This window comes from Pseudoalteromonas sp. SR41-1 (assembly GCF_014164015.1).
GTDB classification, from domain to species: Bacteria; Pseudomonadota; Gammaproteobacteria; order Enterobacterales; family Alteromonadaceae; genus Pseudoalteromonas; species Pseudoalteromonas distincta.
This window is the reverse complement of record NZ_JACJEK010000019.1, coordinates 49,637-72,785: the sequence shown is the minus strand read 5'-3', so window position 1 is coordinate 72,785 and position 23,149 is coordinate 49,637. Positions and strand designations below refer to the sequence as shown.

19 protein-coding genes are annotated in these 23,149 nt (G+C 38.9%); 14 read left to right on the top strand and 5 right to left on the bottom strand.

What is annotated here, in order from left to right; genetic code table 11:
• The first annotated feature begins 35 nt into the window (after positions 1 to 35).
• Entirely contained in the window at positions 36 to 647 is a 612-nt protein-coding gene (locus H5118_RS16040; protein WP_182749468.1) for a MarC family protein, read from the top strand.
• Positions 648 to 677: 30 nt separating this feature from the next.
• Entirely contained in the window at positions 678 to 1,583 is a 906-nt protein-coding gene (locus tag H5118_RS16035; RefSeq protein ID WP_182749466.1) for an alpha/beta hydrolase, read from the top strand.
• Positions 1,584 to 2,100: 517 nt separating this feature from the next.
• Here the strand turns inward: H5118_RS16035 and H5118_RS16030 are convergent.
• Positions 2,101 to 3,240, bottom strand: a complete 1,140-nt coding sequence (locus H5118_RS16030) for an MFS transporter (RefSeq protein WP_182749464.1) — start codon at positions 3,238 to 3,240, stop codon at positions 2,101 to 2,103.
• Between the two features lie 24 nt (positions 3,241 to 3,264).
• Positions 3,265 to 4,437: an MFS transporter gene (locus H5118_RS16025; RefSeq protein ID WP_182695935.1), complete on the bottom strand. Its 1,173-nt coding sequence runs from the start codon at positions 4,435 to 4,437 to the stop codon at positions 3,265 to 3,267.
• Positions 4,438 to 4,545: 108 nt separating this feature from the next.
• Here H5118_RS16025 and H5118_RS16020 point away from each other — a divergent pair, with 108 nt between their 5' ends.
• Positions 4,546 to 5,457, top strand: a complete 912-nt coding sequence (locus tag H5118_RS16020) for a LysR family transcriptional regulator (protein ID WP_182749462.1) — start codon at positions 4,546 to 4,548, stop codon at positions 5,455 to 5,457.
• Positions 5,458 to 5,536: 79 nt separating this feature from the next.
• Here H5118_RS16020 and H5118_RS16015 read toward each other — a convergent pair whose 3' ends face one another.
• Entirely contained in the window at positions 5,537 to 6,745 is a 1,209-nt protein-coding gene (locus tag H5118_RS16015) for a porin (protein WP_182749460.1), read from the bottom strand.
• A gap of 639 nt (positions 6,746 to 7,384) precedes the next feature.
• Here H5118_RS16015 and H5118_RS16010 point away from each other — a divergent pair.
• The 5 genes from H5118_RS16010 (at position 7,385) to H5118_RS15990 (ending at position 14,674) form a co-directional block, all read left to right on the top strand.
• Positions 7,385 to 8,974, top strand: a complete 1,590-nt coding sequence (locus H5118_RS16010) for an ABC-F family ATPase (RefSeq protein WP_076914937.1) — start codon at positions 7,385 to 7,387, stop codon at positions 8,972 to 8,974.
• Positions 8,975 to 9,124: 150 nt separating this feature from the next.
• Positions 9,125 to 9,607: a 5-(carboxyamino)imidazole ribonucleotide mutase gene (gene purE / locus H5118_RS16005; protein ID WP_002962540.1), complete on the top strand. Its 483-nt coding sequence runs from the start codon at positions 9,125 to 9,127 to the stop codon at positions 9,605 to 9,607.
• Between the two features lie 2 nt (positions 9,608 to 9,609).
• The gene (locus H5118_RS16000) at positions 9,610 to 10,761 is read left to right on the top strand and encodes a 5-(carboxyamino)imidazole ribonucleotide synthase (RefSeq protein WP_182711244.1); all 1,152 of its coding nucleotides are present in this window, start codon (positions 9,610 to 9,612) and stop codon (positions 10,759 to 10,761) included.
• A gap of 112 nt (positions 10,762 to 10,873) precedes the next feature.
• On the top strand, positions 10,874 to 12,037 hold the full coding sequence (locus H5118_RS15995) for an endonuclease/exonuclease/phosphatase family protein (RefSeq protein ID WP_182749459.1): 1,164 nt from the start codon (positions 10,874 to 10,876) through the stop codon (positions 12,035 to 12,037).
• A gap of 132 nt (positions 12,038 to 12,169) precedes the next feature.
• A complete protein-coding gene (locus tag H5118_RS15990) occupies positions 12,170 to 14,674 on the top strand; it encodes a prolyl oligopeptidase family serine peptidase (RefSeq protein WP_182749456.1) in 2,505 nt (834 codons plus the stop codon).
• Positions 14,675 to 14,755: 81 nt separating this feature from the next.
• Here the strand turns inward: H5118_RS15990 and rrtA are convergent, their stop codons facing one another.
• Positions 14,756 to 15,340 (bottom strand): rhombosortase, encoded by a 585-nt coding sequence (gene rrtA, locus H5118_RS15985; protein ID WP_182194594.1) that lies wholly within the window; start codon positions 15,338 to 15,340, stop codon positions 14,756 to 14,758.
• A 97-nt stretch (positions 15,341 to 15,437) separates the two neighbouring features.
• On the opposite strand from rrtA, the gene ggt reads away from it, so the two are divergent.
• The 3 genes from ggt (at position 15,438) to H5118_RS15970 (ending at position 19,933) form a co-directional block, all read left to right on the top strand.
• A complete protein-coding gene (gene ggt, locus H5118_RS15980) occupies positions 15,438 to 17,216 on the top strand; it encodes a gamma-glutamyltransferase (RefSeq protein ID WP_182749454.1) in 1,779 nt (592 codons plus the stop codon).
• A gap of 142 nt (positions 17,217 to 17,358) precedes the next feature.
• The gene (locus H5118_RS15975) at positions 17,359 to 19,053 is read left to right on the top strand and encodes an NAD-dependent malic enzyme (protein ID WP_182749453.1); all 1,695 of its coding nucleotides are present in this window, start codon (positions 17,359 to 17,361) and stop codon (positions 19,051 to 19,053) included.
• Positions 19,054 to 19,207: 154 nt separating this feature from the next.
• Positions 19,208 to 19,933 (top strand): SIMPL domain-containing protein, encoded by a 726-nt coding sequence (locus tag H5118_RS15970; protein ID WP_024596616.1) that lies wholly within the window; start codon positions 19,208 to 19,210, stop codon positions 19,931 to 19,933.
• 16 nt (positions 19,934 to 19,949) lie between these two features.
• Here H5118_RS15970 and H5118_RS15965 read toward each other — a convergent pair whose 3' ends face one another.
• Positions 19,950 to 21,302 carry a DUF2254 domain-containing protein gene (locus tag H5118_RS15965; protein WP_182749451.1) on the bottom strand — a complete coding sequence of 451 codons (1,353 nt, stop codon included), beginning with the start codon at positions 21,300 to 21,302 and terminating at the stop codon, positions 19,950 to 19,952.
• A 152-nt stretch (positions 21,303 to 21,454) separates the two neighbouring features.
• Here H5118_RS15965 and H5118_RS15960 point away from each other — a divergent pair, with 152 nt between their 5' ends.
• The 3 genes from H5118_RS15960 to H5118_RS15950 are packed head-to-tail and all read left to right on the top strand — an operon-like array spanning position 21,455 to position 23,093.
• Positions 21,455 to 21,826 carry an MAPEG family protein gene (locus H5118_RS15960; RefSeq protein WP_024604385.1) on the top strand — a complete coding sequence of 124 codons (372 nt, stop codon included), beginning with the start codon at positions 21,455 to 21,457 and terminating at the stop codon, positions 21,824 to 21,826.
• Between the two features lie 14 nt (positions 21,827 to 21,840).
• On the top strand, positions 21,841 to 22,473 hold the full coding sequence (locus tag H5118_RS15955; RefSeq protein ID WP_182749450.1) for a sulfotransferase: 633 nt from the start codon (positions 21,841 to 21,843) through the stop codon (positions 22,471 to 22,473).
• A gap of 47 nt (positions 22,474 to 22,520) precedes the next feature.
• Positions 22,521 to 23,093, top strand: coding sequence for a tRNA-(ms[2]io[6]A)-hydroxylase (locus tag H5118_RS15950; RefSeq protein ID WP_165743839.1), 573 nt, complete (start codon positions 22,521 to 22,523; stop codon positions 23,091 to 23,093).
• The last annotated feature ends 56 nt before the right edge of the window (positions 23,094 to 23,149 follow it).

Genomic DNA, 23,149 nt, shown 5'->3' with positions numbered 1-23,149 from the left:
TTTTATTAAACATTTACGCTTAACAAGGATTTTATATGCTAGAAAAACTCTCTCAAGATGCGCTTGTAATTTGGGCGACCATTGACCCAATAGGCACTATGGCGCTGTTTGCTGCGCTTACTTCTCATTTAACTGATCAACAACGCCGTAAAACTGCATTTAAAACGGTACTTTATGCCGGGGGCGTATTATTGGGTTCTATTTTAATAGGGCAACTAATACTTAATGCGATGGGAATTAGGTTGGTGTCGTTTCAGTTAGGGGGCGGAATTATATTATTTTTATTTGGCCTGCAAATGATTTTTGGAAACGATTCTAACAAAGCCAAACAAGACCCCGATCACGATATAGCCGTGTTTCCGCTTGCTATACCTGCAACGGCGACTCCTGGCGCTATTTTGGCGGTAATACTACTTACCGATAACCACATACACCCAATTACTACTCAAATAGGCACAGCGCTTGTTACAATTGGTGTGTTGGGTATTACATTAATACTGTTGCTGCTTTCGGGTAAAATAATTAAGTTAATTGGTATTGGCGGCGCGTCTATTTTAACGCGTGTGATGGGGATGATTTTAGCCGCGTTTTCGGTTGAGCTTATTATGACCGCGCTTGAAATAAAACAATGGGTTAAGCTTGGTTAAATAACTCCTAAACATTGAAAGGAATGCCGTATGGCAATAAAAATAACAAAACACTATATTATTAATTTAAGTTTGGCCGTAGTCATTTTTGCTATCGGTATTTTAGCTATACGTTATTACAACCATTATGTATCGGCTTATACAGATATAACACTTAATTCAAGCGTGCTTAATGAGTCGCGCAAAGTGTTTATAAGATTACCCGCTAATTACAATCCTAAAAGAGCGTATCCGTTAATTATTAAAACCGACGGTAACTTTAATTTAGATACATGGGATAAAGCACTTACAAAACAAGCTAAGAGCGAAAAAGGGGATAAGGCTATATTGGTGTCTATTCCTAATTTGTTTTTTACAGATACACGTAATCGCGATTTAGTGCCTCCTTATGCTCGCCAAGATGTAAATACACAAGCGCGCCCAGAAGGTGAAACACTTATAGAGCCAAATGGTGAAACACTTATAGAGCCAAATGGTGAAGCCGACAAGTTTTTAGCGTTTATTGAAACTGAGTTACTCCCTTATTTATCGGTAAAATATAAGCTTAGTAATAACCGTGTGTTAAGTGGTTTTTCGGCCGGTGGCAGCTTTGTACTTTATACACTGCATACAAGGCCTGAACTGTTTAATGGCTACTTTGCCTTTAGCCCAGCGGCTTGGTATGACGATATGACAGTGGTTAATAATGTAGAAGCATTTTTAACTACTCAAGCAAATAAAATTAAGTCGCCTACTTATTTATACCTTTCGGTGGGTGGAGCAGAGCATCCGCTAATGTTAAAAGCGTTTGATAATTTAGAGTCTGCTTTAACAGCAAACCCTAATAATAACCTTGTGTGGCAAAGCGCTATAAACGAAGGTGCTGAGCATTCAGATAATCCAACACTGAGTGTATCAAAGGCATTAGCTGGTTTTAGTAAGTTTATTAAAAAGTAGGTTAGATAGGTTTAATCGGTAGCTGTATGCATATACAGCTACCGGTGTTTTAACTATTTATGATAACGAATCAGCTTCATAGCACTTTACTTAGTTTAATGTTATTAACGACTTACAAAGGGAGTTGTTTTAATTTATTTTTACACAGTAAATACGCACACTGTGTTTATATACAGCGCGTAGGTGTTGAGTTAGAATACAGGCAGTACCTATGAGCATATATCACACCTATTTGTTACTGCTTTTAATTAGCCTTACGCCTTTGTGATCAGCAGTAATCAGTGCAAGCACTTTGCAATTTCAATATAGTTTCACCATCTTTATATACTCTTAATGCAATTAATATAAGTTAGCTGGTGGCTTTACAGAAAGAACACATCATACTAAATGTTATTATAATACTAAACTTAGCAATAGAGTCAAATTAGAAAAAAGTAATCAGGAAAGTAGTGCAAATAAAGCGGGAGGTTTAGATAAAAAAAGAGCATTTATAAAAATGCTCTTTTGTAAGTTACGACTACTTTGCTTTGGTCGGTTTAAAAAACAATACCAGTGCAATTATAAATGCTGAAACGCTACAAATTATAAATACGTTTTTCTCACCACCAGGTATATATTCCATAAATGAGGTAAAAAACTGACCCGAGAATACAGCCATCGTAAAGTACGATAAGTTACGGCCGCGTACTTTCACATCGCTGAGCTCTACCGTCATATGGTTTAAAAGCGGAATACTAAAACCAAATCCTATACCTATTAATATTGCGCCTAAAACTAAAAGTAAGGTGCTTGCTTGTGTAAAACAAATATACGATAAAGCAAAGGCTAAAAAGGCTAATGCTAACACCTTAGGCTCACCAAATTTCTTTGTTATTTTAGGCATAAAGCCTGCAGTAACTACAGCCACTAAAGATATAAATGCGAGTAGTTGGCCTATTTGTGACTCGTTAAAGTTTTGCTGGTTCATTGTAATGGGCAGTAAAACGGTTGATGTAAAAAATATGGTCATCGCGAGTGTTGAAATTACATAAACGCTTTTTAACGAGAGGCCATTATTAGCTTTGTGGTGTAGATGTTCTGACACTTCATCGTTATTACTAGCCACTGAGTTTTTATTTGGCACAAACAATAAAAGCATAGCCAAAAATACCCACGCTATTAAATAAAGTGAAAATGGCAGCGCCCAAAATTGCGAGGCTAATAATCCACCTAAAAATAAAAATAGAACACCGCCTAACTCTATCGCCATACCTTGTTTTGCAATCATGCCAAGGCGTGCTTCGCCTGTGTACCAATCAGAAATTAAAACCGTACAACTTGCCATAACCACTGCCGTTATACCGCCGAGTAAAAATCGATTAGCAAATACAAGCGTTGGGCCTTTTAAAAAGTAAGCACTGGCACCTTCAACCCCGTATAAAAATAACCCAATTACTAAAAGTTTATAAGCGCCGTATTTATCAATTAATTTTCCTGCGAAGGGCGCAAACACCACAGCTCCTAACGATGGCAACGTAATTAAAAGTACGGTGTTATCGGTTATACCTAATCCTTGTGAAATACTTACTAAACCTGGCGCAAGTAGGGTTCCCACCATAATAGTTAAGCTGGCAATACACAGTAATGTAAAGCTACCCGCTGTTTTCAATGTATTCATTTTTACTCCTTAAGTTTTAAGCGATTACTTTTTAGCAAATGAATTAAAAATGCCACTTAGCAAAATAAATATAATGCTTACAGCAACAACGCCAGGCCATTGATAAAGTGCAAATGCCTTAACACCAACCATTGAGCCAACAGCGCCTCCAATGTAATAACCCAGCATGTAAATTCCATTTATGCGACTTTGCGCAGTGGGTTCAATACTAAAAACACGCACTTGGTTAGCCACTTGCGCACTAAATATGGCAAAGTCGATTAAAATAATACCAATAACCAACGACGCTAAACTGCCATTAAACAAACCTGTAATAGCAAAGCCGATTGCCGCAAGCGTAAGTGCAATCATAATTAGAGCTTTAGACCCTAGTTTGCTGACCCATTTACCCGATGACTTAGCGCCTATTACGCCAGCCAATGCTATTACACCAAATAAACCAGCTTGTTGAGCGTTGTAGTTAAATGGCTCATCACTAACATAAATTGCAAGTGTTGCCCAAAGCACATTAAATGATGCAAACCAAAATGCGCCCGAAAGTGTAAAATGCTGCAGTGATTTATGTTTAATAAACAACGCCAACGTACTTTTAATGAGAGGCCAATAACGCAAATTAGTGTGTGGCTTATTGCTAGGTAAAAACACGCGCAGTAATATACCAAATAATGCTGCGAGTACTGCCGACATTAAAAATACACTTCGCCAACCAAATTGCTCACCTACAAATCCACTTAACGTTCTTGAAAGTAAAATACCGATAGTTAAGCCCATCATTAATGTGCCTAACGTGGCACCTTTTTGCTCGCTCGATACAAGCGATGCTGCAAAGGGTATTAATTGCTGGGTTATATTGGCGCTTACACCAATTAAAAATACCGATATAAGTAATAAAGGTAAGTTAGGTGCAAGCATTGCTGCACTACAAGCCACTACTAATAAGCTCGACAAAATAGTAATTAAACGCCTGCGAGCAATCGAGTCACCCAAAGGAGAAATAAATGATAACGCAAACGCGTAACCAATTTGTGTAAGCGCGGGAATACTCCCAAGCTGTGAATCAGTTAAATTAAATTCGTTCGCTATAAGCGGTAAAATAGGCTGGTTGTAGTATAAGTTTGCTGCTGTTGCGGCAATTGCAGTGGTCATTAGTAATAAAATAAATCGACTTAATGACTGATTTTGTTTGGGTTTGGTCATAGCTGTCTAGTGTTGTTAACTCATGCCGCTATGGTATGAGTTCTTTACCTATAACAAAAATGATATTATTTTATAGAATCTATACAAAAAATGTATTTAAGGTGCGTAATGGATATTAAAACATTAAAAAGTTTTGTCAGCGTGGCTAAGCATCAGAGTTTTTCAGAAGCGGCCAAAGAGCTACACACCGTGCAACCTGCAATAAGTAGGCATATTGCACAGCTCGAAAGCGAGCTTGATGTTGTGCTGTTTATAAGAAATTCACGCGATGTTGCAATAACTCAAGCGGGTGAGCAGCTATTAAAAGATGCACGCGCTATTTTGGCTCTAGCTGACAAAGCTAAAACTCAGGTTAAACGTGCCCACAACGGGCAGGTAGGTACACTTAATATTGCGCACTTAAGCTCGGCATGTTTAGCCTTTATGGCAGCACTGGTTCGAGAATACAAACAGCAATACCCAAGCGTGCACGTTACATTGTTTGAAATGACCGCAACTGAGCAGATACATGCGTTTAAAAATGATTTAATTGATGTGGGTTTTTCACGGCCTTTACCTGATTCGATTAATGATGAATTTGTAAGTCATACTATTTATGTAGATTCATTAGTGGCCATAGTTAATCAAAACCATGCGCTGGCAAATTATAAAAACATTGATTTAGTTAAACTAAAAAATGAGCCATTTATCATTTTTAATAGAGAGGAAGCACTTGGTCTTTTTGATGAAACCATTTTGCAATGCAAACAAGCTCGTTTTTCACCGAACATTATTAGCCAACCTCGACATATGCAAACATTAGTTACCGAAGTGGCTGCAGGCCTTGGTGTGGCAATTGCGCCTTATTGCGTACGTAAATTGTATAGTAAAGGGTGCCATTTTATAAAATTGAGCGATGTATTTACGCAAATTCCGGTGCTATTACAATTTAAAAAAGCAGATACCAATGCGGCTGTTAATGCATTTGTTGAAATAGCCTTAAATGCAAAACCAAGTATTGAAAAAAGTATGGCGGAATAAAAAAAAGCCCAGTTAAAAAAGTTAAAAGGGCTAAAAGGGTTGTGCTTAGAGAAGTTGTAGTCGTTGTATAAACTTATATTTAAAACTTATATCTAAAACCAAATGCTATACCGTCATCTTCCGACTGCTCCATTTGTGCTTGTTGATCGTCGTTATCGCTTTCAAAGTCGCTAAAGTCTTTACGCGCTTCTACGTAGGCAATAGTGTCTTCGTCAATTAAGTAGTGAAGGCCAATAACAGCAAACTGACGCTTAAATATATCGTCTGGGTCGGCGTTAAAGTTTGGCTGAATTACGTAATCATCACCGGCATCAAACACGTTGTAGGCAATAAAAGGGCGAAAATCGTTATCAAAGCGGTAAGATGCAAATGTTTCTACACCGATTGCGTCTTTAATTAAGCGACCAATGTTATCTGTGTCGTGGTTTTTGTTTTTATTTACGTTGGCTGCAACGTATAGGCCGGGCTCATCAATGTTGCCCCACATAATACCTGCACCATAAATTAAATCTTCAACATTACGAGTAGAACCATCGCCAAACGTTAAATCAAACTCACCACGGTTAACACCTGCTGTAAGTGTTAGCATGTCAGTTGGGGTATAAGTTACAGACGCACCAAATGTGTAATTAAATTCAACTTCTTGGGCTGCACTATCGCCAGAGTTCCAAAGTGCTTCACATTCTTCTTCTGAAATGTCGGTTACGTCACAGGTGTAAAATTCGCTGTTTTTAAGCTGCGCTTGTACTGCAAAACTAAAATCGTTATAGCTATTGCGGTACTGCACTAATTTATCTCCACGGCCAGTGCCATTAACAGCGCCATCGTCTTTGTTATATGTGTAAACACCAGCCGCATTACCATCCCATACAAAGCTATTATTTGTGCCGTAAACTACGTCGTACCATGCACCCCATTGTTTACCAATGGTTAGTTGGCCATATTTTTCGTGCGAAAGCCCTGCGTAACCTAAACGGTTGTATAAAAACTCATCCTGGATAGACTCAAAACGATTGTTATAAATAATATCGCTGCTGCCAACAGGGTTTACACCCCATTCTACGAGTGCGAATGCGGTCCAGTCTTTCTTAAGCTTTCGGGTAAATCCAAAGTTAATGCGCGAGGTACCGTTAACAACTTCGGTTTCGTTTTGTGTATTAATTACACGCACATCAAGATATCCACCAACTTCAACAGTATTTTTGTCATCTTTGTATAATTCTACTGCCGAAACAGCGGGTGCGAATACAATACTTGCGCTAATAAGCGTCGCTAATTTTTTGCTCATCTTGTGTGTTGCCCTGTGTAAATTGGTCAATTTTTTACGTAGGTAAAAATTCAGATTCGAAGACTAACAAAGCAATAAACGGCTCAAAAGTGAAAAATACTCAATAAAATTAACCGTTAAACTTAACGGATATTCACTAAAGGTTAATTTTGTTTTTTTTAGGTGTTGCAAAAGTTTATGTTTTTAATGATTTGATAGGTAAATAGGATGAGAAATTATTGATGTATAAAAATTGTAATTTGAATTAATTTCATCTTGGTTAAAAAGTAGTAACTAGTGTAAAAGCTCTAAAAGTACTTTATTTTCATAAATATAACTTTTTATTATTATAGGGTGAACAAAAATGAGTTAAGTAGACACACAAGTACGTTAAAAGTGTTTTTACACTAATTTATATCGTAATTTCTAATCTCTTATGCCCGTTTATAAAACATACTTTATGGATTTTAATTAGAATAAGCTGAATAAAAATTAACGAAACCATTAAATCTAATCCGTTATTTTTACTACTAACTACATAGCCATAATAAATGGCTAAAACGCAGTGGTTTGCTTTTAAACTTTCATAGAAAAACAGGCCATTTTGGTTTAAACTGCGCGCAATTTAAATACATCATTACTCCTTTGGAGGGTAGCGCTATTATTAGTACAGCTAATGTCACCATGCAATTTGGTGCTAAACCATTATTTGAAAATATCTCAGCAAAATTTGGCGATGGTAACCGTTACGGTTTAATCGGTGCAAATGGTTGTGGTAAATCAACATTTATGAAAATTTTAAGTGGTGAGCTTGAAGCGTCTTCAGGTAATGTAAGTACTGATCCTAACGAACGCGTTGCTAAACTTAACCAAGATCAGTTTGCCTACGAAGAATACTCAGTAATCGATACCGTGATTATGGGCCACAAAGAGTTGTGGGAAATTAAACAAGAACGAGACCGTATTTACTCTTTACCTGAAATGAGTGAAGAAGACGGTATGAAAGTAGCCGATCTTGAAACTGAATTTGCTGAAATGGATGGTTACTCTGCAGAATCTAAAGCAGGTGAGCTTTTATTAGGTGTAGGTATTGGCACTGACCAACACTTTGGCCCAATGTCAGAAATTGCACCGGGTTTTAAGCTGCGTGTGCTACTTGCACAGGTATTATTTTCAGACCCAGACATTATGCTACTTGATGAGCCTACTAATAACTTGGATATTTACACCATCAAGTGGTTAGAAGACGTGTTAAATCAGCGCGACTGTACCATGATAATCATCTCACATGACCGTCACTTTTTAAACTCTGTGTGTACACACATGGCCGACATTGACTACGGCGAGCTTCGTATTTACCCAGGTAATTATGACGAATACATGTTTGCAGCAACGCAAGCACGTGAGCAATTACTTAACGAAAACGCGAAAAAGAAAAACCAAATTGCTGAACTTCAACAGTTTGTATCTCGTTTCTCTGCTAATGCATCTAAAGCTAAGCAAGCAACATCGCGTGCTAAACGTATCGACAAAATCCAATTAGACGAAGTTAAAGCATCTTCACGCCAAACGCCGTTTATCCGTTTTGATCAAGAAAAGCAGTTATTCAGAAACGCACTTGAAATGACAAACTTAACACAAGGTTTTGACGACAATACGTTGTTTTCTGGACTTGAAGGTTTAGTAGAAGTTGGCGAACGTATTGCTATTATTGGTGAAAATGGTGTTGGTAAAACAACATTACTTAATACATTAGCAGGGCGCCTAGCACCTAAAGCTGGTGAGTTTAAGTTCTCAGAAAACGCGAATATTGGTTACTACGCGCAAGATCACGCTGATGAGTTTGCCACCGACATGAACTTGTTTCAGTGGATGGAGCAATGGCAACAAGAAGGCGACGACGAGCAAGTGGTTCGTAGCTTCTTAGGCCGTATGTTATTCTCTCAAAACGATATTAAAAAATCAGTTAAAGTAATTTCAGGTGGTGAGCAAGGCCGCATGTTGTTTGGTAAAATTATGATGCATAAGCCAAACATATTGTTAATGGATGAGCCAACTAACCACATGGATATGGAATCAATTGAAGCGCTTAACTTAGCCCTTGAAGCATACGAGGGTACATTGATGTTTGTTTCCCACGACCGTCAGTTTGTATCATCGGTTGCAACCCGTATTTGGGAAATTAAAGACGGTAAAGTTATCGACTTTAGAGGCAACTACGCCGAATACTTAGCGAGTAAAGAAGCTTAATTAGCTATTTACCCGTTAACTCAAAAAAGCCATGTTTAAACATGGCTTTTTTGTTTTTGTGAGTCGCAATTAAACTTGGTTTGGGTATAATACCCGCCTAAAACCGGACATAAGTCCGCTATTTTTAAAATACATTACTGAGGAGTATTTATGACTGTTGGCATTATTATGGGTTCAAAATCAGATTGGCCAACCATGGAACATGCAGCACTTATGCTAGAGCATTTTGGCATTAAGTACGAAACCAAAGTCGTGTCTGCACACCGCACTCCTCAATTACTTGCTGATTACGCAAGTTCAGCCGCAGAACGTGGTATTAAAGTTATTATTGCTGGTGCTGGCGGCGCAGCGCATTTACCTGGTATGGCGGCTGCTTTTACGTCGCTTCCTGTACTTGGTGTACCTGTAAAATCAAAAGCATTAAATGGTGTTGATTCACTTTTATCTATTTGCCAAATGCCTAAAGGCGTTGCAGTAGGTACGCTTGCAATTGGTGAGCCGGGCGCAGCAAACGCGGGTTTATTAGCAGCACAAATTTTAGGATGTCAAAATCCAGAAATTTTTGCAAAAATTGAAGCGTTTCGTAAAGCTCAAACCGACACTATATTAGCTAATCCAAACCCTGCAGAGTAATAATGAATATTTTAATATTAGGTGCAGGGCAACTTGCACGTATGATGAGCCTTGCAGGAGCGCCGCTTAATTTAAACGTTGTTGCGTACGATGTAGGCAGTAAACAAATTATGCACCCGCTAACCGGTGAGGTTTATAACACGTCGCTTGAGCAAGCAATATCAAACGCTGATGCCATTACTGCCGAGTTTGAGCACATTCCTGATGATGTTTTAACCCTTTGCTGTAACAGTAATAAGTTTTACCCAGGTAAAGCCGCTATTAAAACCGGTGGCGATCGCTCGCTTGAAAAGGCATTGCTTGATAAAACAAACGTAACTTGTGCGCCGTACCAATTAATTACTGAAAAAGCGCATTTAGAACTTGCCGTTAAAACTCTAGGTAAACCACTTGTAATTAAAACATGCCAAGCGGGTTACGACGGAAAAGGCCAATGGCGTTTAAAATCGGATGATCAAATAGACGAGATTTGGTCACAAATGGCTGATTTTATTGCATCGGGCACCGAGCTTGCGCCACATACGATTATTGCTGAAAAAATGATTCCGTTTGATCGTGAAGTATCTATTATTGGTGCGCGCGACAAACACGGTAATGTTGCTATTTATCCGCTAACAGAAAACGAGCACACAAATGGTGTATTAACGCTTTCTATTGCCGGTAAAAATAATCAAAGTGTTGAAGCTCAAGCAAACGATGCATTTACAAAAATAGCAAACGAGCTTAACTACGTTGGCGTATTAGCAATTGAGTTTTTTGATGTAAGAGGCACGTTACTCGTTAACGAAATTGCACCGCGTGTACATAACTCAGGCCACTGGACGCAACAAGGCTGCCATTGCTCACAGTTTGAAAACCACATGCGTGCTGTTGCAGGTTTGCCGCTTGGTAATACAGAGCTTAAACACATTACCGCGATGATAAACGTATTAGGCCAACCAAGTATTCCAAGTGAAGTATTAAAAACGGTTGATGTAACGAGCCATTGGTACGGTAAAACAGCTAAGCCAGGTCGTAAAATGGGCCATATTAATGTATCAGCTGTTAATATGAGTGAGCTTGCGGACAAACTTGGTGAACTTACAGAGTACCTACCAGAGCAAGATTATCCTGGTATTTTAAAAGCAGCTGCCAATTTAGTGCTCAGTGAATAGTTATCATACCTTTATATAAATACCGGCTTAAGCCGGTATTTTTTTGTCATAAAAATGGGCTTTGAATATGTAATACTGTTAAAGTCTAATTTTAAATTTGTGAAGTAAAACAATGAAACTAAAAACAATATTTGGCGTGCTAGCCATTACTGCATTATTTAGCTTAAATACATTTGCATCGGAATCTCTTCGTGTTGCAACTTTTAATGTAAGTATGGATGCAACTAATCACACGCCTAAAGGTGAGCAAGTTAAAAGTGATGCTTTAGTTAATGCACTTAAAGCTAACCACCAGCAAATTAAGAACATAGCGGAAATTATTCAGCGTGTTCGCCCTGATATTATTTTACTTAACGAATTTGATTACATCCCAAAAGAGCAAGGCATTGAATACTTTAATCAGCATTATTTAAATGTAGGTCAGCAAAAACAAGCCGCTATTAACTACCCTTACTCTTATATTGCACCAGTAAATACAGGCCTAGCTACCGAGTTTGATTTAGATAACGATGGCAATAAAAATGGCGTGATGGGCGATGCACAAGGCTTTGGCTTTTTTGAAGGGCATTATGGTATGGCTATTTTGTCAAAATACCCAATTAATTTTGATAAAGCAAGAACCCTTCAAACCTTTAAATATAAAGACATGCCAAATGCACAAATGCCTGTGATGCCTAAAACAGGTGAAAACTGGTATAACGCACAAGAATGGCAAGCACTTAGACTCAGTTCTAAATCGTTTTGGGATTTACCTATCAGCATAAATGATAAAACAATTCATGTTATTGCATCTCACCCAACACCGCCTGTATTTGACGGTGAAGAGGATAGAAACGGCAAGCGTAACCACGATGAAGTAAGATTAATTGCCGATTACGTTTCAAATGCTAAGTATATTTATGACGATAAAGGCGAAAAGGGCGGTTTAAAAGTTCACTCTCGTTTTGTTATTTTAGGCGATTTAAATGCAGCCCCTGAGGGGGACAAAGCCCGTACAAATACCACCGACCAATTACTTAAAAACCCACTTATCAACGCAAGCTTTGTTCCAAAAAGCGAAGGTGCTAAAGAGCAGTATGATGTGCCATATGCACAAAATTACAGTGCTAATTGGCAAGCCCGTGTTGATTACGTTTTACCATCAAACTATGGTTTAAAAATTAAGGACGGTGGTGTGTTTTGGCCTACTAAAATGAGTAGTGAGTATCGCTTAATTAAAGATAGAAACGCATCGAGCGATCACCGCATGGTTTGGCTTGATTTGGTAATTGAATAACGCCTGTTAACAAGAGAAGCGCTAGTAAACTGAGCTTTACCCTGTTTAATGGCTATTTATCTTAAAAAATTGCAATAACTTAAGTGCTTCTGCTTAAATACGGCTTAATTATAATAACCGTATAGAAGCACTATGATTTTTAATTTTTCTTCATCTAAAACGTTAGTGGCCTTAGCTGTTGCCTCAAGTGTTATGCTTGCAGGTTGTAGCGCTACCGCTAATACCTCTTCAACACAGCAAAGTGCTTTACCAGCAACTAAAATTGCTGCGGTTGTAAACACGCCAGCAGATATCGGCTCACAAAAAATAACGCTAGAACAAGCAATGGCCGATCCCGATTGGATGGGTAATCAGCCAGAGGGTGCTTACTGGGCGAGCGATTCGTCTACTATTATTTATGCTCAAAAAGAGCAGGGTAATACACTACGCGATTTATTTAGCCAATCGGTTACTAGCCAAACAGCAGAGCAAGTAGCTCTTAATAAACTTCATACTGTGGGTTCAAATAAAGCCGTTTATTCTAAAAATAAAACAATGGCGGCCTACACATTTAAAGGCAATGTATTTGTTAAAAACCTAAAAACCGGCGAACTTAAACAAATTACAGCTACATCAGCGGGCGAGTCAAAGCCACAATTTTTAAATAATGGCGATTTAGTTTACCGCCAAGGCAATGTATTTTTTAAAGTTGATTTAAAAACAGGCTTAACGAGCGAGCTTGCTAACTTAAAACTTGCTGATGAGCCAAAAGGTATTGAAGAGCCAAGCACGTATATTGCTAAAGAGCAGCATAAATTGATTAAATTTGTGGCGCTTCAACAAAAAAATAAAAAAGATAAGCAAGCACGCAGTGAGCAAATTAATGAACAAAACGATTCAATTGCTAACACAGCTTATTACTTAGGCGAAGGAAATACCGTTGCAGAAGCGCAGCTTTCGCCAAATGGTGATGCGCTGTTAGTCGTTGTACAAAAGCAAACAGACTGGCGTGGTGATGGCGATATTATGCCTAACTACATTACAAATGACGCCACTATAGAACCTAAAAAAGCACGCCGCCGTGTAGCCGACGCTAAAGAAGAAACCTCAAAGCTTGTCTACATCAATTTAACTAACAAAGAGCAAACATCACTTAGCTTTAATACCTTACCGGGCTTTGACGAAGATGTTTTAGCCGCAGTTAAAAAAGAAAATTATGCACGTGATGGTAAAACATATAAGTCTAAAAAGGCACCTCGTGGTATTAACCTTATTATGGACTGGGGTTTTGAGCAAAGCCCAATAGTATGGAACGATGACGGCTCGCAAGTAGCTGTAATGCTTGAAGCGTGGGACAACAAAGACCGCTGGCTTGCAACGGTAGATTTTAAAAACAACAAACTTGTGTCGCAACATCGCCTGCATGACGATGCATGGATTGCTTACGCATTTAACGACTTTGGGTGGTTACATAACTCGAACACGCTTTATTACCTATCGGAAGAGTCGGGTTACAGCCAGCTTTATAAAAAACCAGTTAATGGTAGTGCAACCGCGCTAACACAAGGCCAATTTGAGGTTTCTAACTTAACGCTTACAAGTGACGACAGCGCAATTTATTATAAAGCGAATGTTGAACACCCAGGTCTGTACGAAATTTACCGCGTTAACCCGCAAACTGGTAAGAGTGAGCAAGTTACTGACTTAAACGGCATGACCGATTACACGTTGAGCCCAGATGAAACTAAGTTACTCCTTAAGCACTCTACAATTACGATGCCTAATGAGCTTTATGTAGCTGACGCACAAGCCAATACAAAAGCAACGCGATTAACTCATACAGTGTCGGATGAGTTTTTAGCTAAAAAGCTAACTGCACCTAAAATTGTTGCTGTGCCATCGAGCCATACCGAACAACCAATATACGCAAAAGTGTACTACCCAGCTGATTACGTTGAAGGTGAAGTAGGTAAAAATCGCAAAGCAGTTATTTTTAACCACGGCGCGGGTTACTTACAAAACTCACATATGGGATTTTCGGTTTATTTTCGTGAATTTATGTTTCATTCATTGCTCGCTGATGAAGGTTACATAGTAATGGATATGGATTACCGCGCATCTAAAGGTTACGGGCGTGATTGGCGCACCGCAATTTATCGTCAAATGGGAACGCCTGAAACACAAGATTTAGCCGATGGTGTTAAATGGATGGCGCAAAATGCCAACGTTGATACCAAAGCAGTCGGCACTTATGGTGGCTCTTACGGCGGCTTTATGACCTTTATGGCATTGTTTACCGCGCCTGAGTTGTTTCAATCGGGTGCGGCACTTAGACCTGTTACCGATTGGGCACATTACAATACAGGTTATACAGCTAATATATTAAACCATCCTGATGTTGACCCGATTGCGTATGAGCGCAGCTCGCCAATTTATTACGCTGAGGGCTTAAACAAACGTTTATTAATTAATGCCCCAATGGTTGACGATAACGTGTTTTTTCAAGACTCAGTGCGTTTAGTACAGCGCTTAATAGAGCTTGAAAAACAAAACTTTGAAACAGCTATATTCCCTGTTGAACCGCATGGCTTTGTACAGCCTTCAAGCTGGTTAGACGAATACCGCCGTATTTATAAGTTATTTAAAGAAACGCTTTAAGCTTTAATTATAAAAACAAAAACGCCGCATTGGTTTAGTTAACTAATGCGGCGTTTTTATTGGGTTGAACAAAATCTAACTTTATTTTTTCTTTTTAAAGAGCTCTATAACCAGTGGTATGGCAAGCAGAGTCCCGCCAATTACACCAATTAAATGTGCATCAATAGCCACAGTGGAGTTAATAAGCTTTCCTATATCAGCATTAGGGCCGCTAAATTGCTCAAACGCTATTTTAATCCATACGCCTATAAATAATAAATACCCCGACTTAAGCCCTACAGTTATATCTTTAACTGCCCCCCAAATAATTACGCCATGCAGCAGAGCACTTAATCCGGTATAAATATGTATGCTTGGGCAAAACCAATACACGCCAAGTCCACACCACAGTGCCAGCGCACTTATATTAACGGCGTAACGAGTAGGTGATGTGTATTCGCCATGTAGTAACCATATTAGTAAAACACCACTGGCATTTAGTCCCAAATGAGCCCAATTAGCATGAACAAATTGGCTAGAAAAAATTCGCCACAGTTCGCCATCATCAATTAGGCTTCGGTTAAATTCAAGTAAACTATTTAAATCAAATGCAGCAAAAATGGTACTAAAAAGCAGCAAAATAATAGGCGGTAATATATAACGAGGTTGAATAGGTAAATTAAGCATTTTATTATATTTTTTTAGTCAAAATTTTTGCATATTGTGCCCGTTTAACTTTAAGATGCCAAATACAACTACGTAATTAAGTGTTTTTAGTATTTTTATGCATTTTAAACTTAACTCATTATTTGCCATTGGACTGTGCGCAGTATCACTGCCTTCATTTGCACAGCAAGCAACTCAAATTGAAACTCGCGAACCTGAAGCTGCTACCGGATTAATCCATAAAAAAGTAGTGCAAGGTGATAAATACATGGTAGCTGCGGCAAATCCATATGCCTCAAAAGCCGGTCAACAAATTTTAGCCCAAGGCGGCAGTGCCGTAGATGCTGCGATTGCTACTCAACTAGTGCTTACTTTAGTTGAACCGCAATCCTCAGGTATTGGCGGTGGTACATTTATGATGTACTACAACAAAGCAAACAATAAATTGACTAGTTTTGATGGCCGCGAAACAGCACCTGCAAATGCAGACGAAACGCTGTTTTTAGATAAGCACGGTAAAGCCGTTAAATGGATTGAAGCTGTAGTAGGCGGACGCTCTGTTGGTGTGCCTGGTATTTTACACGCCTTTGCAAGCGCGCATAAACAATACGGTACATTGCCATGGGAAGCGCTTTTTAAACCGGCTATTGAACTTGCAGAGCAAGGCTTTGTAATTTCGCCGCGTTTACATGGCTTATTAGCACGCCAATTAAACCCTGGTGTATTGAGTATGCCGATTATTAACGAATACTTTTACCCAAATGGTAAGTTAATTGAAGTAGGTAGTGTTAAAAAGAATCAACCGCTTGCTGATTTATACAAAGACATTGCAAAGCAGGGCATTGATGCATTTTACAAAGGCGAAAACGCTAAACAAATGGTTAATGCTGTACAGCACTCTAAAATAGCCCCTGGTAAATTAAGTGTGCAAGATTTAGCAGATTACAAAAGTAAAGAACGCGATGCGGTATGTATACAATACCGTGCTTATAACGTGTGTTCTATGGCGCCACCAAGTAGTGGCGGTGTAGCTGTGCTACAAATGCTTGGCCTACTTGAGCATAAAGATATGAGCGCACTTAAACCAAATGGCGAAAAGGCGATTCATTACTTTAGCCAAGCTTCGCGTATTGCATTTGCCGATCGCGATATGTACATGGGCGATCCCGATTTCACGCAAGTACCTACAAAAGAGCTATTAAACAAAGATTACATTGCCTCACGCGCTAAATTAATTACCGAAACAGACCAAAAAGCCGTAGCCGGTAATCCAGTAGGGTACCTAAGTTATGCAATGGATGATTCATACGAGTTACCTTCTACTTCTCATCTCTCTATTGTAGATAGTAAAGGTAATGCCGTTTCGATGACTAGTTCAATTGAAATGGCGTTTGGCTCTACGGTTATGGTTAATGGCTTTATTTTAAATAACCAACTAACTGACTTTTCGTTATCGCCACGTAAAAACGGCAAGCTTGTAGCAAACCGTGTAGAGGCTGGTAAACGCCCGCGTAGCTCTATGTCACCGGTAATGGTATTTAATAAAGATGGCAGCTTACGTTTAATTGTAGGCTCACCTGGCGGTAGTCGTATCATAGATTACGTTGCACAAGTTGTTGTGGGTGTTATTGACTGGAATTTATCAGCGCAAGACGCTATTAACTTACCGCGTACAACAAATCGTAACGATTACACCAGCCTTGAAAAAGGCACAGCTATTGAAGCCATTGCGCCTGCGCTTACTAAACGCGGCCACAATGTACGTATTATTGACTTAAACTCGGGCTTACACGCAGTTGAAGTTAAAAATGACAAACTTTACGGCGGAGCTGATCCACGCCGTGAAGGTGTTGCGTTATCTGATTTAACTGATAATAACGCCACTATCAAATTTTAAATTATGTATAATATGCATGCGGGCAGTGAAGCCCGCATGTATTTTCTCTCAATGGTCTGACTAGCTTAATTGTCGTTGCAATTAAACCTCTAACACTGATAATGACAGATCATAACTTAAGACTCCGTTAAAGCCTGGAAATATGACAACTAATACTGATCCTAACTACTTATATATTCATCATTCTGGCCCTGGCCTAATTGAAACACCGCTATTAAATAAAGGCAGCGCCTTTAGTAAAAAAGAACGCGAAAATTTCAATCTTGCTGGTTTACTTCCTCCTCGCTTTGAAACAATAGAAGAGCAAGTTGAGCGTTGTTATCAGCAGTATTCTAGCTTTACCGACAACCTTAATAAGCATATTTACTTACGTGCGATTCAAGATAACAACGAAACACTTTACTACCGTTTAGTGCGTGACCACCTTGAAGAAATGATGCCAATCATTTACACACCGACAGTGGGCGATGCTTGTGAAAAATTCTCTGACATTTATCGCAGCGCACGTGGTTTATTTATTTCGTATGAAGACCGCTACCAAATTGACGACATTTTACGCAACGCTACCAAAGGTAAAGTAAAAGTTATTGTTGTAACCGATGGCGAGCGTATTTTAGGCCTTGGCGATCAGGGTATTGGTGGCATGGGTATTCCAATTGGTAAATTGTCACTTTACACAGCGTGTGGTGGTATAAGCCCAGCATACACATTGCCTGTAATGCTTGATGTGGGTACTAATAACGAAAAGCTTTTAAACGATCCTATGTACATGGGCGCACGCCATAAGCGAATTGCTCAAGACGAATACGATGAGTTTTTAGATTTATTCATTAAAGCGGTTAATCGTCGCTGGCCAAATGTATTACTTCAGTTTGAAGATTTTGCACAGCCAAATGCAATGCCATTACTTAAGCGCTACCGCAATGAAATTTGTAGCTTTAACGATGACATTCAAGGTACTGCGGCTGTAACGGTCGGTTCTTTACTTGCTGCGTGTCGTGTTAAAAATTCAACCCTAAGCCAGCAAAAAGTAGTTTTTGTGGGTGCAGGCTCTGCTGGTTGTGGTATTGCTGAGCAAATTATTAGCCAAATGGTTTTTGAAGGTATTTCAGAAGCAAAAGCGCGTAGCCAAGTATTTATGGTTGACCGTTTTGGTTTGCTTAGTGAGGGTATGGAAGGCTTACGCGATTTCCAACAAGCACTTGCACAACCTACAGGCTCGTTAAGTGATTGGACGTACAGCGGCGAGTACGCATCACTGCTTGATGTTATGCACTGTGCTGAGCCTGACATTTTGATTGGTGTTTCTGGTCAACCTGGCTTATTTACAGAACAAGTAATACGCGCTATGCATGCCGGTTGTGAACAGCCAATTATTTTCCCATTAAGTAATCCATCTAAGCAAGTAGAAGCGCATCCTGCTGATGTGATTAAGTGGACTGACGGTAAAGCACTTGTTGCCACAGGTAGCCCATTTGATCCTGTTGAGTACAATGGCGAGACGTTCCCAATCCCACAATGTAACAACAGTTATATTTTCCCGGGTATTGGTTTAGGGGTTATTGCCGCTAAAGCGACACGCATTACAGATGCAATGTTAAGTGTATCTAGCGAAATGCTTGCAGAGTCGTCGCCGCGTGCAAACACAGGTAAAGGTAGTTTATTACCAGCCCTTACGGAAATTGAAACGCTAAGTAAACGTATTGCATTTGCCATCGCTAAAAAGGCAATCGAAGAGGGCGTTGCTCTTGAGATTACGGATGACGCATTATGGGCAGCAATCGACAAAAATTACTGGTTACCAAAATACCGTAACTATAAACGTTGTAGTGTTTAATTGGGTTTATAAGTAATTAAAAGTAAATGGCGTAATAGCATTAGTTACAACGCTTAACAAAAAACAGGCAATTGCCTGTTTTTTTGTGCTTGTTCATATTTAATTAACCACGTAAGGTCTTTAATAGCATTTACATAATTAAAGGATCGACTTAATGAAAACACTGACTCTTGTTTTAGGTAGTGCACTGGCTTTAAACGTACTTAGCTTTGATGCACTTGCGGCAGCGACTCCCGATGCTCCTCATATTTATGTTAAGGGCGAAGCGACTCTTACTACAATGCCAGATTACGTACAGCTTAGTGTAGGTATTACCGAAGTTGATAAAGACTTAATTGCTGCTAAAAATAAAACCGACTTAACTATCGCCAAGGCAATTAAGCTCGTAAAAGAGATTGGTGTTAAAGAGGGAGATATAAACGCAGGGCAAATTTCAATAAACCGTGATAGCCAATACAACCGCACTACCGGTAATCAAGAATTTAAAGGCTTTAAGGTTTCTCGTACGTTAACAGTAAAACTCAGCGATATAAATAAATACCCTGAGTTACTACAAAGCTTAGTTAACAACGGTATTAACGAAATTAATCAAACGCAATTTTTAGCAAGCAACTACAACGAGCTGCATAAAAAAGCGCAAAAGTTAGCAATTAAAGACGCACGGGATGCTGCAAAAGAGTTTAGTGAAGATTATGACGTTGATTTAAAAGGATTATACAGCGCGTCACTAAGTCCACTCAATGTGCAGTCGCAGCCTTATATGCGCGCAGAAAAAGTAATGATGGCTGATAGCGCACCAAGTAACTATGTACCTGATGCTTACCATGCTGGAGAGATTAAAGTAACAGCGTCAAGCTACGCTGTGTACTACATAGATTAAACTATGTTTTAAGTTTTTATTTTTGGTGGTGCTCAAAACGTGCCACCAACTTCTCACCTTGCTCTTGGCTGATACGCGCTATAGAGTTGAGCATATTAGTCACTTCGCGTCTGTCGTATTCATTAGTTACATGCTCGTTTATGTCATCAACAATTGCATTTAAATAATTAAATAAACTGTTGCGTGCATCGGTATCTTTATGGGCTACAAACAAAATGTTTTTAAATGCCTCAAGCACGTTTGTCATTACGTATGCATCGCCTTTGGCGTAATTACGCAGCGGTGTAAAGTTGTCGTGTAATAACTCATCAAAGCTTGTTTCATGAAGGTACAACAACGGGGCATTATCACTGTGCTTAAACGAGTAGTTAATATCGTTAATCGAAAGCCGTTGAATAAGTAAAATGCTCAGCATATCAATTGATTTAACCGCAGTACCGGGATCGTTTATGCCTGGACTCATTGCCTTAACCGCAATTTCTGATATTTGCGTTAATCCATAACGGTAATGATCGCTAATGTACTCTTCTATATAAAAAATAAAGCAGTCGAGAATTTTATTAATCAGCTCTTCATCGTTTGCTATCTCTTTATTACATTTTAAAAACGGGTAACCTTTAACTGTAAAATAGCCTTGGTTTACAGATATATACACCTTTATATCTTGCTCAGCCAAAATGGCACACAGCTTATCGGTTTGCACGCCTTTGTAATAGCCCTCTGTTTTACTGCTAACCGAATGCCACTTACTAAAGTCTGGAAAGTCCTCAACTGGGTTCTCTTGTTGTCTTTGTATTATTGTTTTAATTTCGTTTTTAGTTTGGCTAAACAAGCCATTTAACACGTTATCAACTTGAATAGCACGTGAGATTGAGTGTATAAAAAATACAAATAAACCTAATGAAATCAATCCAAAAACAAGTGCGAATAACACACCAATTGAAGGAATAGCCGTACTGCCACCTTCAAGTTTATTAATATTTATAAGCATAATAATGGAGTAAATTATGCTGCCTAAATAAAAGCCCAAAACCATTTGATGTGATTTACGCGTAATAAGCCCTGGCACTACGCGGGGCGATAAACTCGCGCTGGCTGAATTTAAAACCACCATTACCATCGAAAAACTAAACACGGTAAGCGAAATAATACTCCCCGCTAAAGTGCTTAAAATAGTCCGCGCGTTTTCGGCGCTATCTACAAGTACAACCGATATAAACGATTTTAGCTGCTCAACAGGGGCTAAATATTCAACCGACATTGTAATAATGGCAAATACCAAAAAGCCCACTGAAAGCATCGAAGGGTAAAAGCCAATACTGTTAATCATTTCACGGTAACTGTCGGCTACTTTACGAGGTACAAACATAAAATCCTTATGTATTTTCTACTAACTTAATACCTCTAGCTTAGCATAGGCAATTATTAAACTTCTGATAATGCTGCTCAAATTTATGTGTTATTATCACGCCCACAATAATAGAGCGCATATTTATGCGATAAAAATAACAGGAAAACGCCGTGATCATTTCAACTTATGCTGCATTACTTGCCTTCTTTTACATTTATTTAAGCTTTAACGTAATAAAAGTGCGCCGTGCGGAGCAGATATCACTTGGTGATAACGGTAACGCAACGCTGCAACGTGCTGTACGTGCCCACGCTAACTTTATGGAATACGTGCCAATTGCTTTAATTTTACTCTTTTTGGCAGAGTACCAAGGACTTGCTAGCCATTACTGCCATATATTAGGTGGTGCGTTATTAATAGGGCGTGTATTTCAAAATTTAGGCATAGTAGAAAAAAGTCTGAAATATCGCCAAATTGGTACTATTGCTACATTTTTGGTGATTATTGTTAGCGCCTTTTTATTGCTAGTAACACGTGGCTAATTAAAGAAAAGCTAATGAGCAAAATATTTATAATAGGTTTACCGCGTACCGGCACAACCAGTGTGTGCCACGCATTTTTAGAGCTCGGCATTACAACGGCGCATACCGCGTATACTAATGCTTGTTTTGAAAATGCTAACGCGATTGCCGACACTCCCATATTTAACGACTTTAAAGCACTTGATATTCATTACCCAGACTCTAAGTTTATTTATTTAGAGCGCGAATTGAGTGCATGGCTACCTTCAATAAAGCAGCTTTTAACGCGTATGCACACTAATTTAACGCGCGGCGACGGGGGCTTTAATATTCATATAAAGCGCTGTTATTTAAATACGTTTAGTGAGCTTTCGCTTGATAATATTAGCAACGATAGTTACTTAGCAGACTGTTATGATACACATTTTAATGATGCTCAAACGTACTTTAATAACCGTGACGACGATTTTTTATCCATTGATATAGCAAAGCCTAATAGTTGCAAAAAGTTGTGTAATTTTTTAGGGTTAGAAAGTGATAAAACTGATTTTGAAAAAATGAATGTGGGCGGAAAAGTCACCGCATGGAACGATATTAAACACCCGTTAAAAGTTGAGTCTACGGCTAAAGGGCGCATAGATAAATTACTGCCTTACAAGATTTTTTAAATCAAATACGTTAAAATCCCCGCATTATTATTTAAGTTGTACAGAACATGTTTGAATTAAAATACCACACCCCATTTGAATGGACCGAAGTTGTCCTTGCTGACTTTAATACTTTTTTACAAGATCATGCCGCTGCAGAAAAAAAAGCATCGGGTATGGCTATGTCTATGCTTTCGCATTATCCAGACAAACGTAAATTAGTAAAAGCCATGACCGATTTAGCACTAGAAGAATTAATACACTTTAAACAAGTGCTTAAGTTACTTTTAGAGCGCGATGTAAACTTAGGTGACGACAAAAAAGATCCGTACATAAAACAAATACGTGCACTATTTAGACACGGTCGTGATGGTTTTTTAATGGACCGATTACTGGTTGGCGGTGTAATTGAAGCACGTGGTCACGAGCGTTTTTCTTTAGTAGCACAAGCACTTCCCGAGGGTAAAGAAAAAGACTTTTATGTTGCGATTGCCAAGTCAGAAGAAAAACATAAAAATCTTTTTGTAGAGCTTGCTTACGAATACTTTGATAAAGAAGAAGTTGATACTCGCCTAGAAGAGTTACTTACAGCAGAAGCTAAAATCTGTGAAAGCATCCCATTTACAGCTGCTTTGCATTAACTAAAATTAGCGCAGAGCCTATTTTATTCGCTTTGCGCCACCTGCCTCTACTCTCA

What these genes read in the sequence shown, in the direction of transcription:
- H5118_RS15990 (WP_182749456.1), top strand. Translation starts at nt 12,170, where the DNA reads ATGATTTTTAATTTTTCTTCATCTAAAACGTTAGTGGCCTTAGCTGTT.
- H5118_RS15995 (WP_182749459.1), top strand. Translation starts at nt 10,874, where the DNA reads ATGAAACTAAAAACAATATTTGGCGTGCTAGCCATTACTGCATTATTT.
- H5118_RS16035 (WP_182749466.1), top strand. Translation starts at nt 678, where the DNA reads ATGGCAATAAAAATAACAAAACACTATATTATTAATTTAAGTTTGGCC.
- H5118_RS16000 (WP_182711244.1), top strand. Translation starts at nt 9,610, where the DNA reads ATGAATATTTTAATATTAGGTGCAGGGCAACTTGCACGTATGATGAGC.
- H5118_RS15955 (WP_182749450.1), top strand. Translation starts at nt 21,841, where the DNA reads ATGAGCAAAATATTTATAATAGGTTTACCGCGTACCGGCACAACCAGT.
- ggt (WP_182749454.1), top strand. Translation starts at nt 15,438, where the DNA reads ATGCATTTTAAACTTAACTCATTATTTGCCATTGGACTGTGCGCAGTA.
- H5118_RS15970 (WP_024596616.1), top strand. Translation starts at nt 19,208, where the DNA reads ATGAAAACACTGACTCTTGTTTTAGGTAGTGCACTGGCTTTAAACGTA.
- H5118_RS16025 (WP_182695935.1), bottom strand. Translation starts at nt 4,437, where the DNA reads ATGACCAAACCCAAACAAAATCAGTCATTAAGTCGATTTATTTTATTA.
- H5118_RS15965 (WP_182749451.1), bottom strand. Translation starts at nt 21,302, where the DNA reads ATGTTTGTACCTCGTAAAGTAGCCGACAGTTACCGTGAAATGATTAAC.
- rrtA (WP_182194594.1), bottom strand. Translation starts at nt 15,340, where the DNA reads ATGCTTAATTTACCTATTCAACCTCGTTATATATTACCGCCTATTATT.
- H5118_RS16020 (WP_182749462.1), top strand. Translation starts at nt 4,546, where the DNA reads ATGGATATTAAAACATTAAAAAGTTTTGTCAGCGTGGCTAAGCATCAG.
- purE (WP_002962540.1), top strand. Translation starts at nt 9,125, where the DNA reads ATGACTGTTGGCATTATTATGGGTTCAAAATCAGATTGGCCAACCATG.
- H5118_RS16030 (WP_182749464.1), bottom strand. Translation starts at nt 3,240, where the DNA reads ATGAATACATTGAAAACAGCGGGTAGCTTTACATTACTGTGTATTGCC.
- H5118_RS15975 (WP_182749453.1), top strand. Translation starts at nt 17,359, where the DNA reads ATGACAACTAATACTGATCCTAACTACTTATATATTCATCATTCTGGC.
- H5118_RS16040 (WP_182749468.1), top strand. Translation starts at nt 36, where the DNA reads ATGCTAGAAAAACTCTCTCAAGATGCGCTTGTAATTTGGGCGACCATT.
- H5118_RS15950 (WP_165743839.1), top strand. Translation starts at nt 22,521, where the DNA reads ATGTTTGAATTAAAATACCACACCCCATTTGAATGGACCGAAGTTGTC.
- H5118_RS16015 (WP_182749460.1), bottom strand. Translation starts at nt 6,745, where the DNA reads ATGAGCAAAAAATTAGCGACGCTTATTAGCGCAAGTATTGTATTCGCA.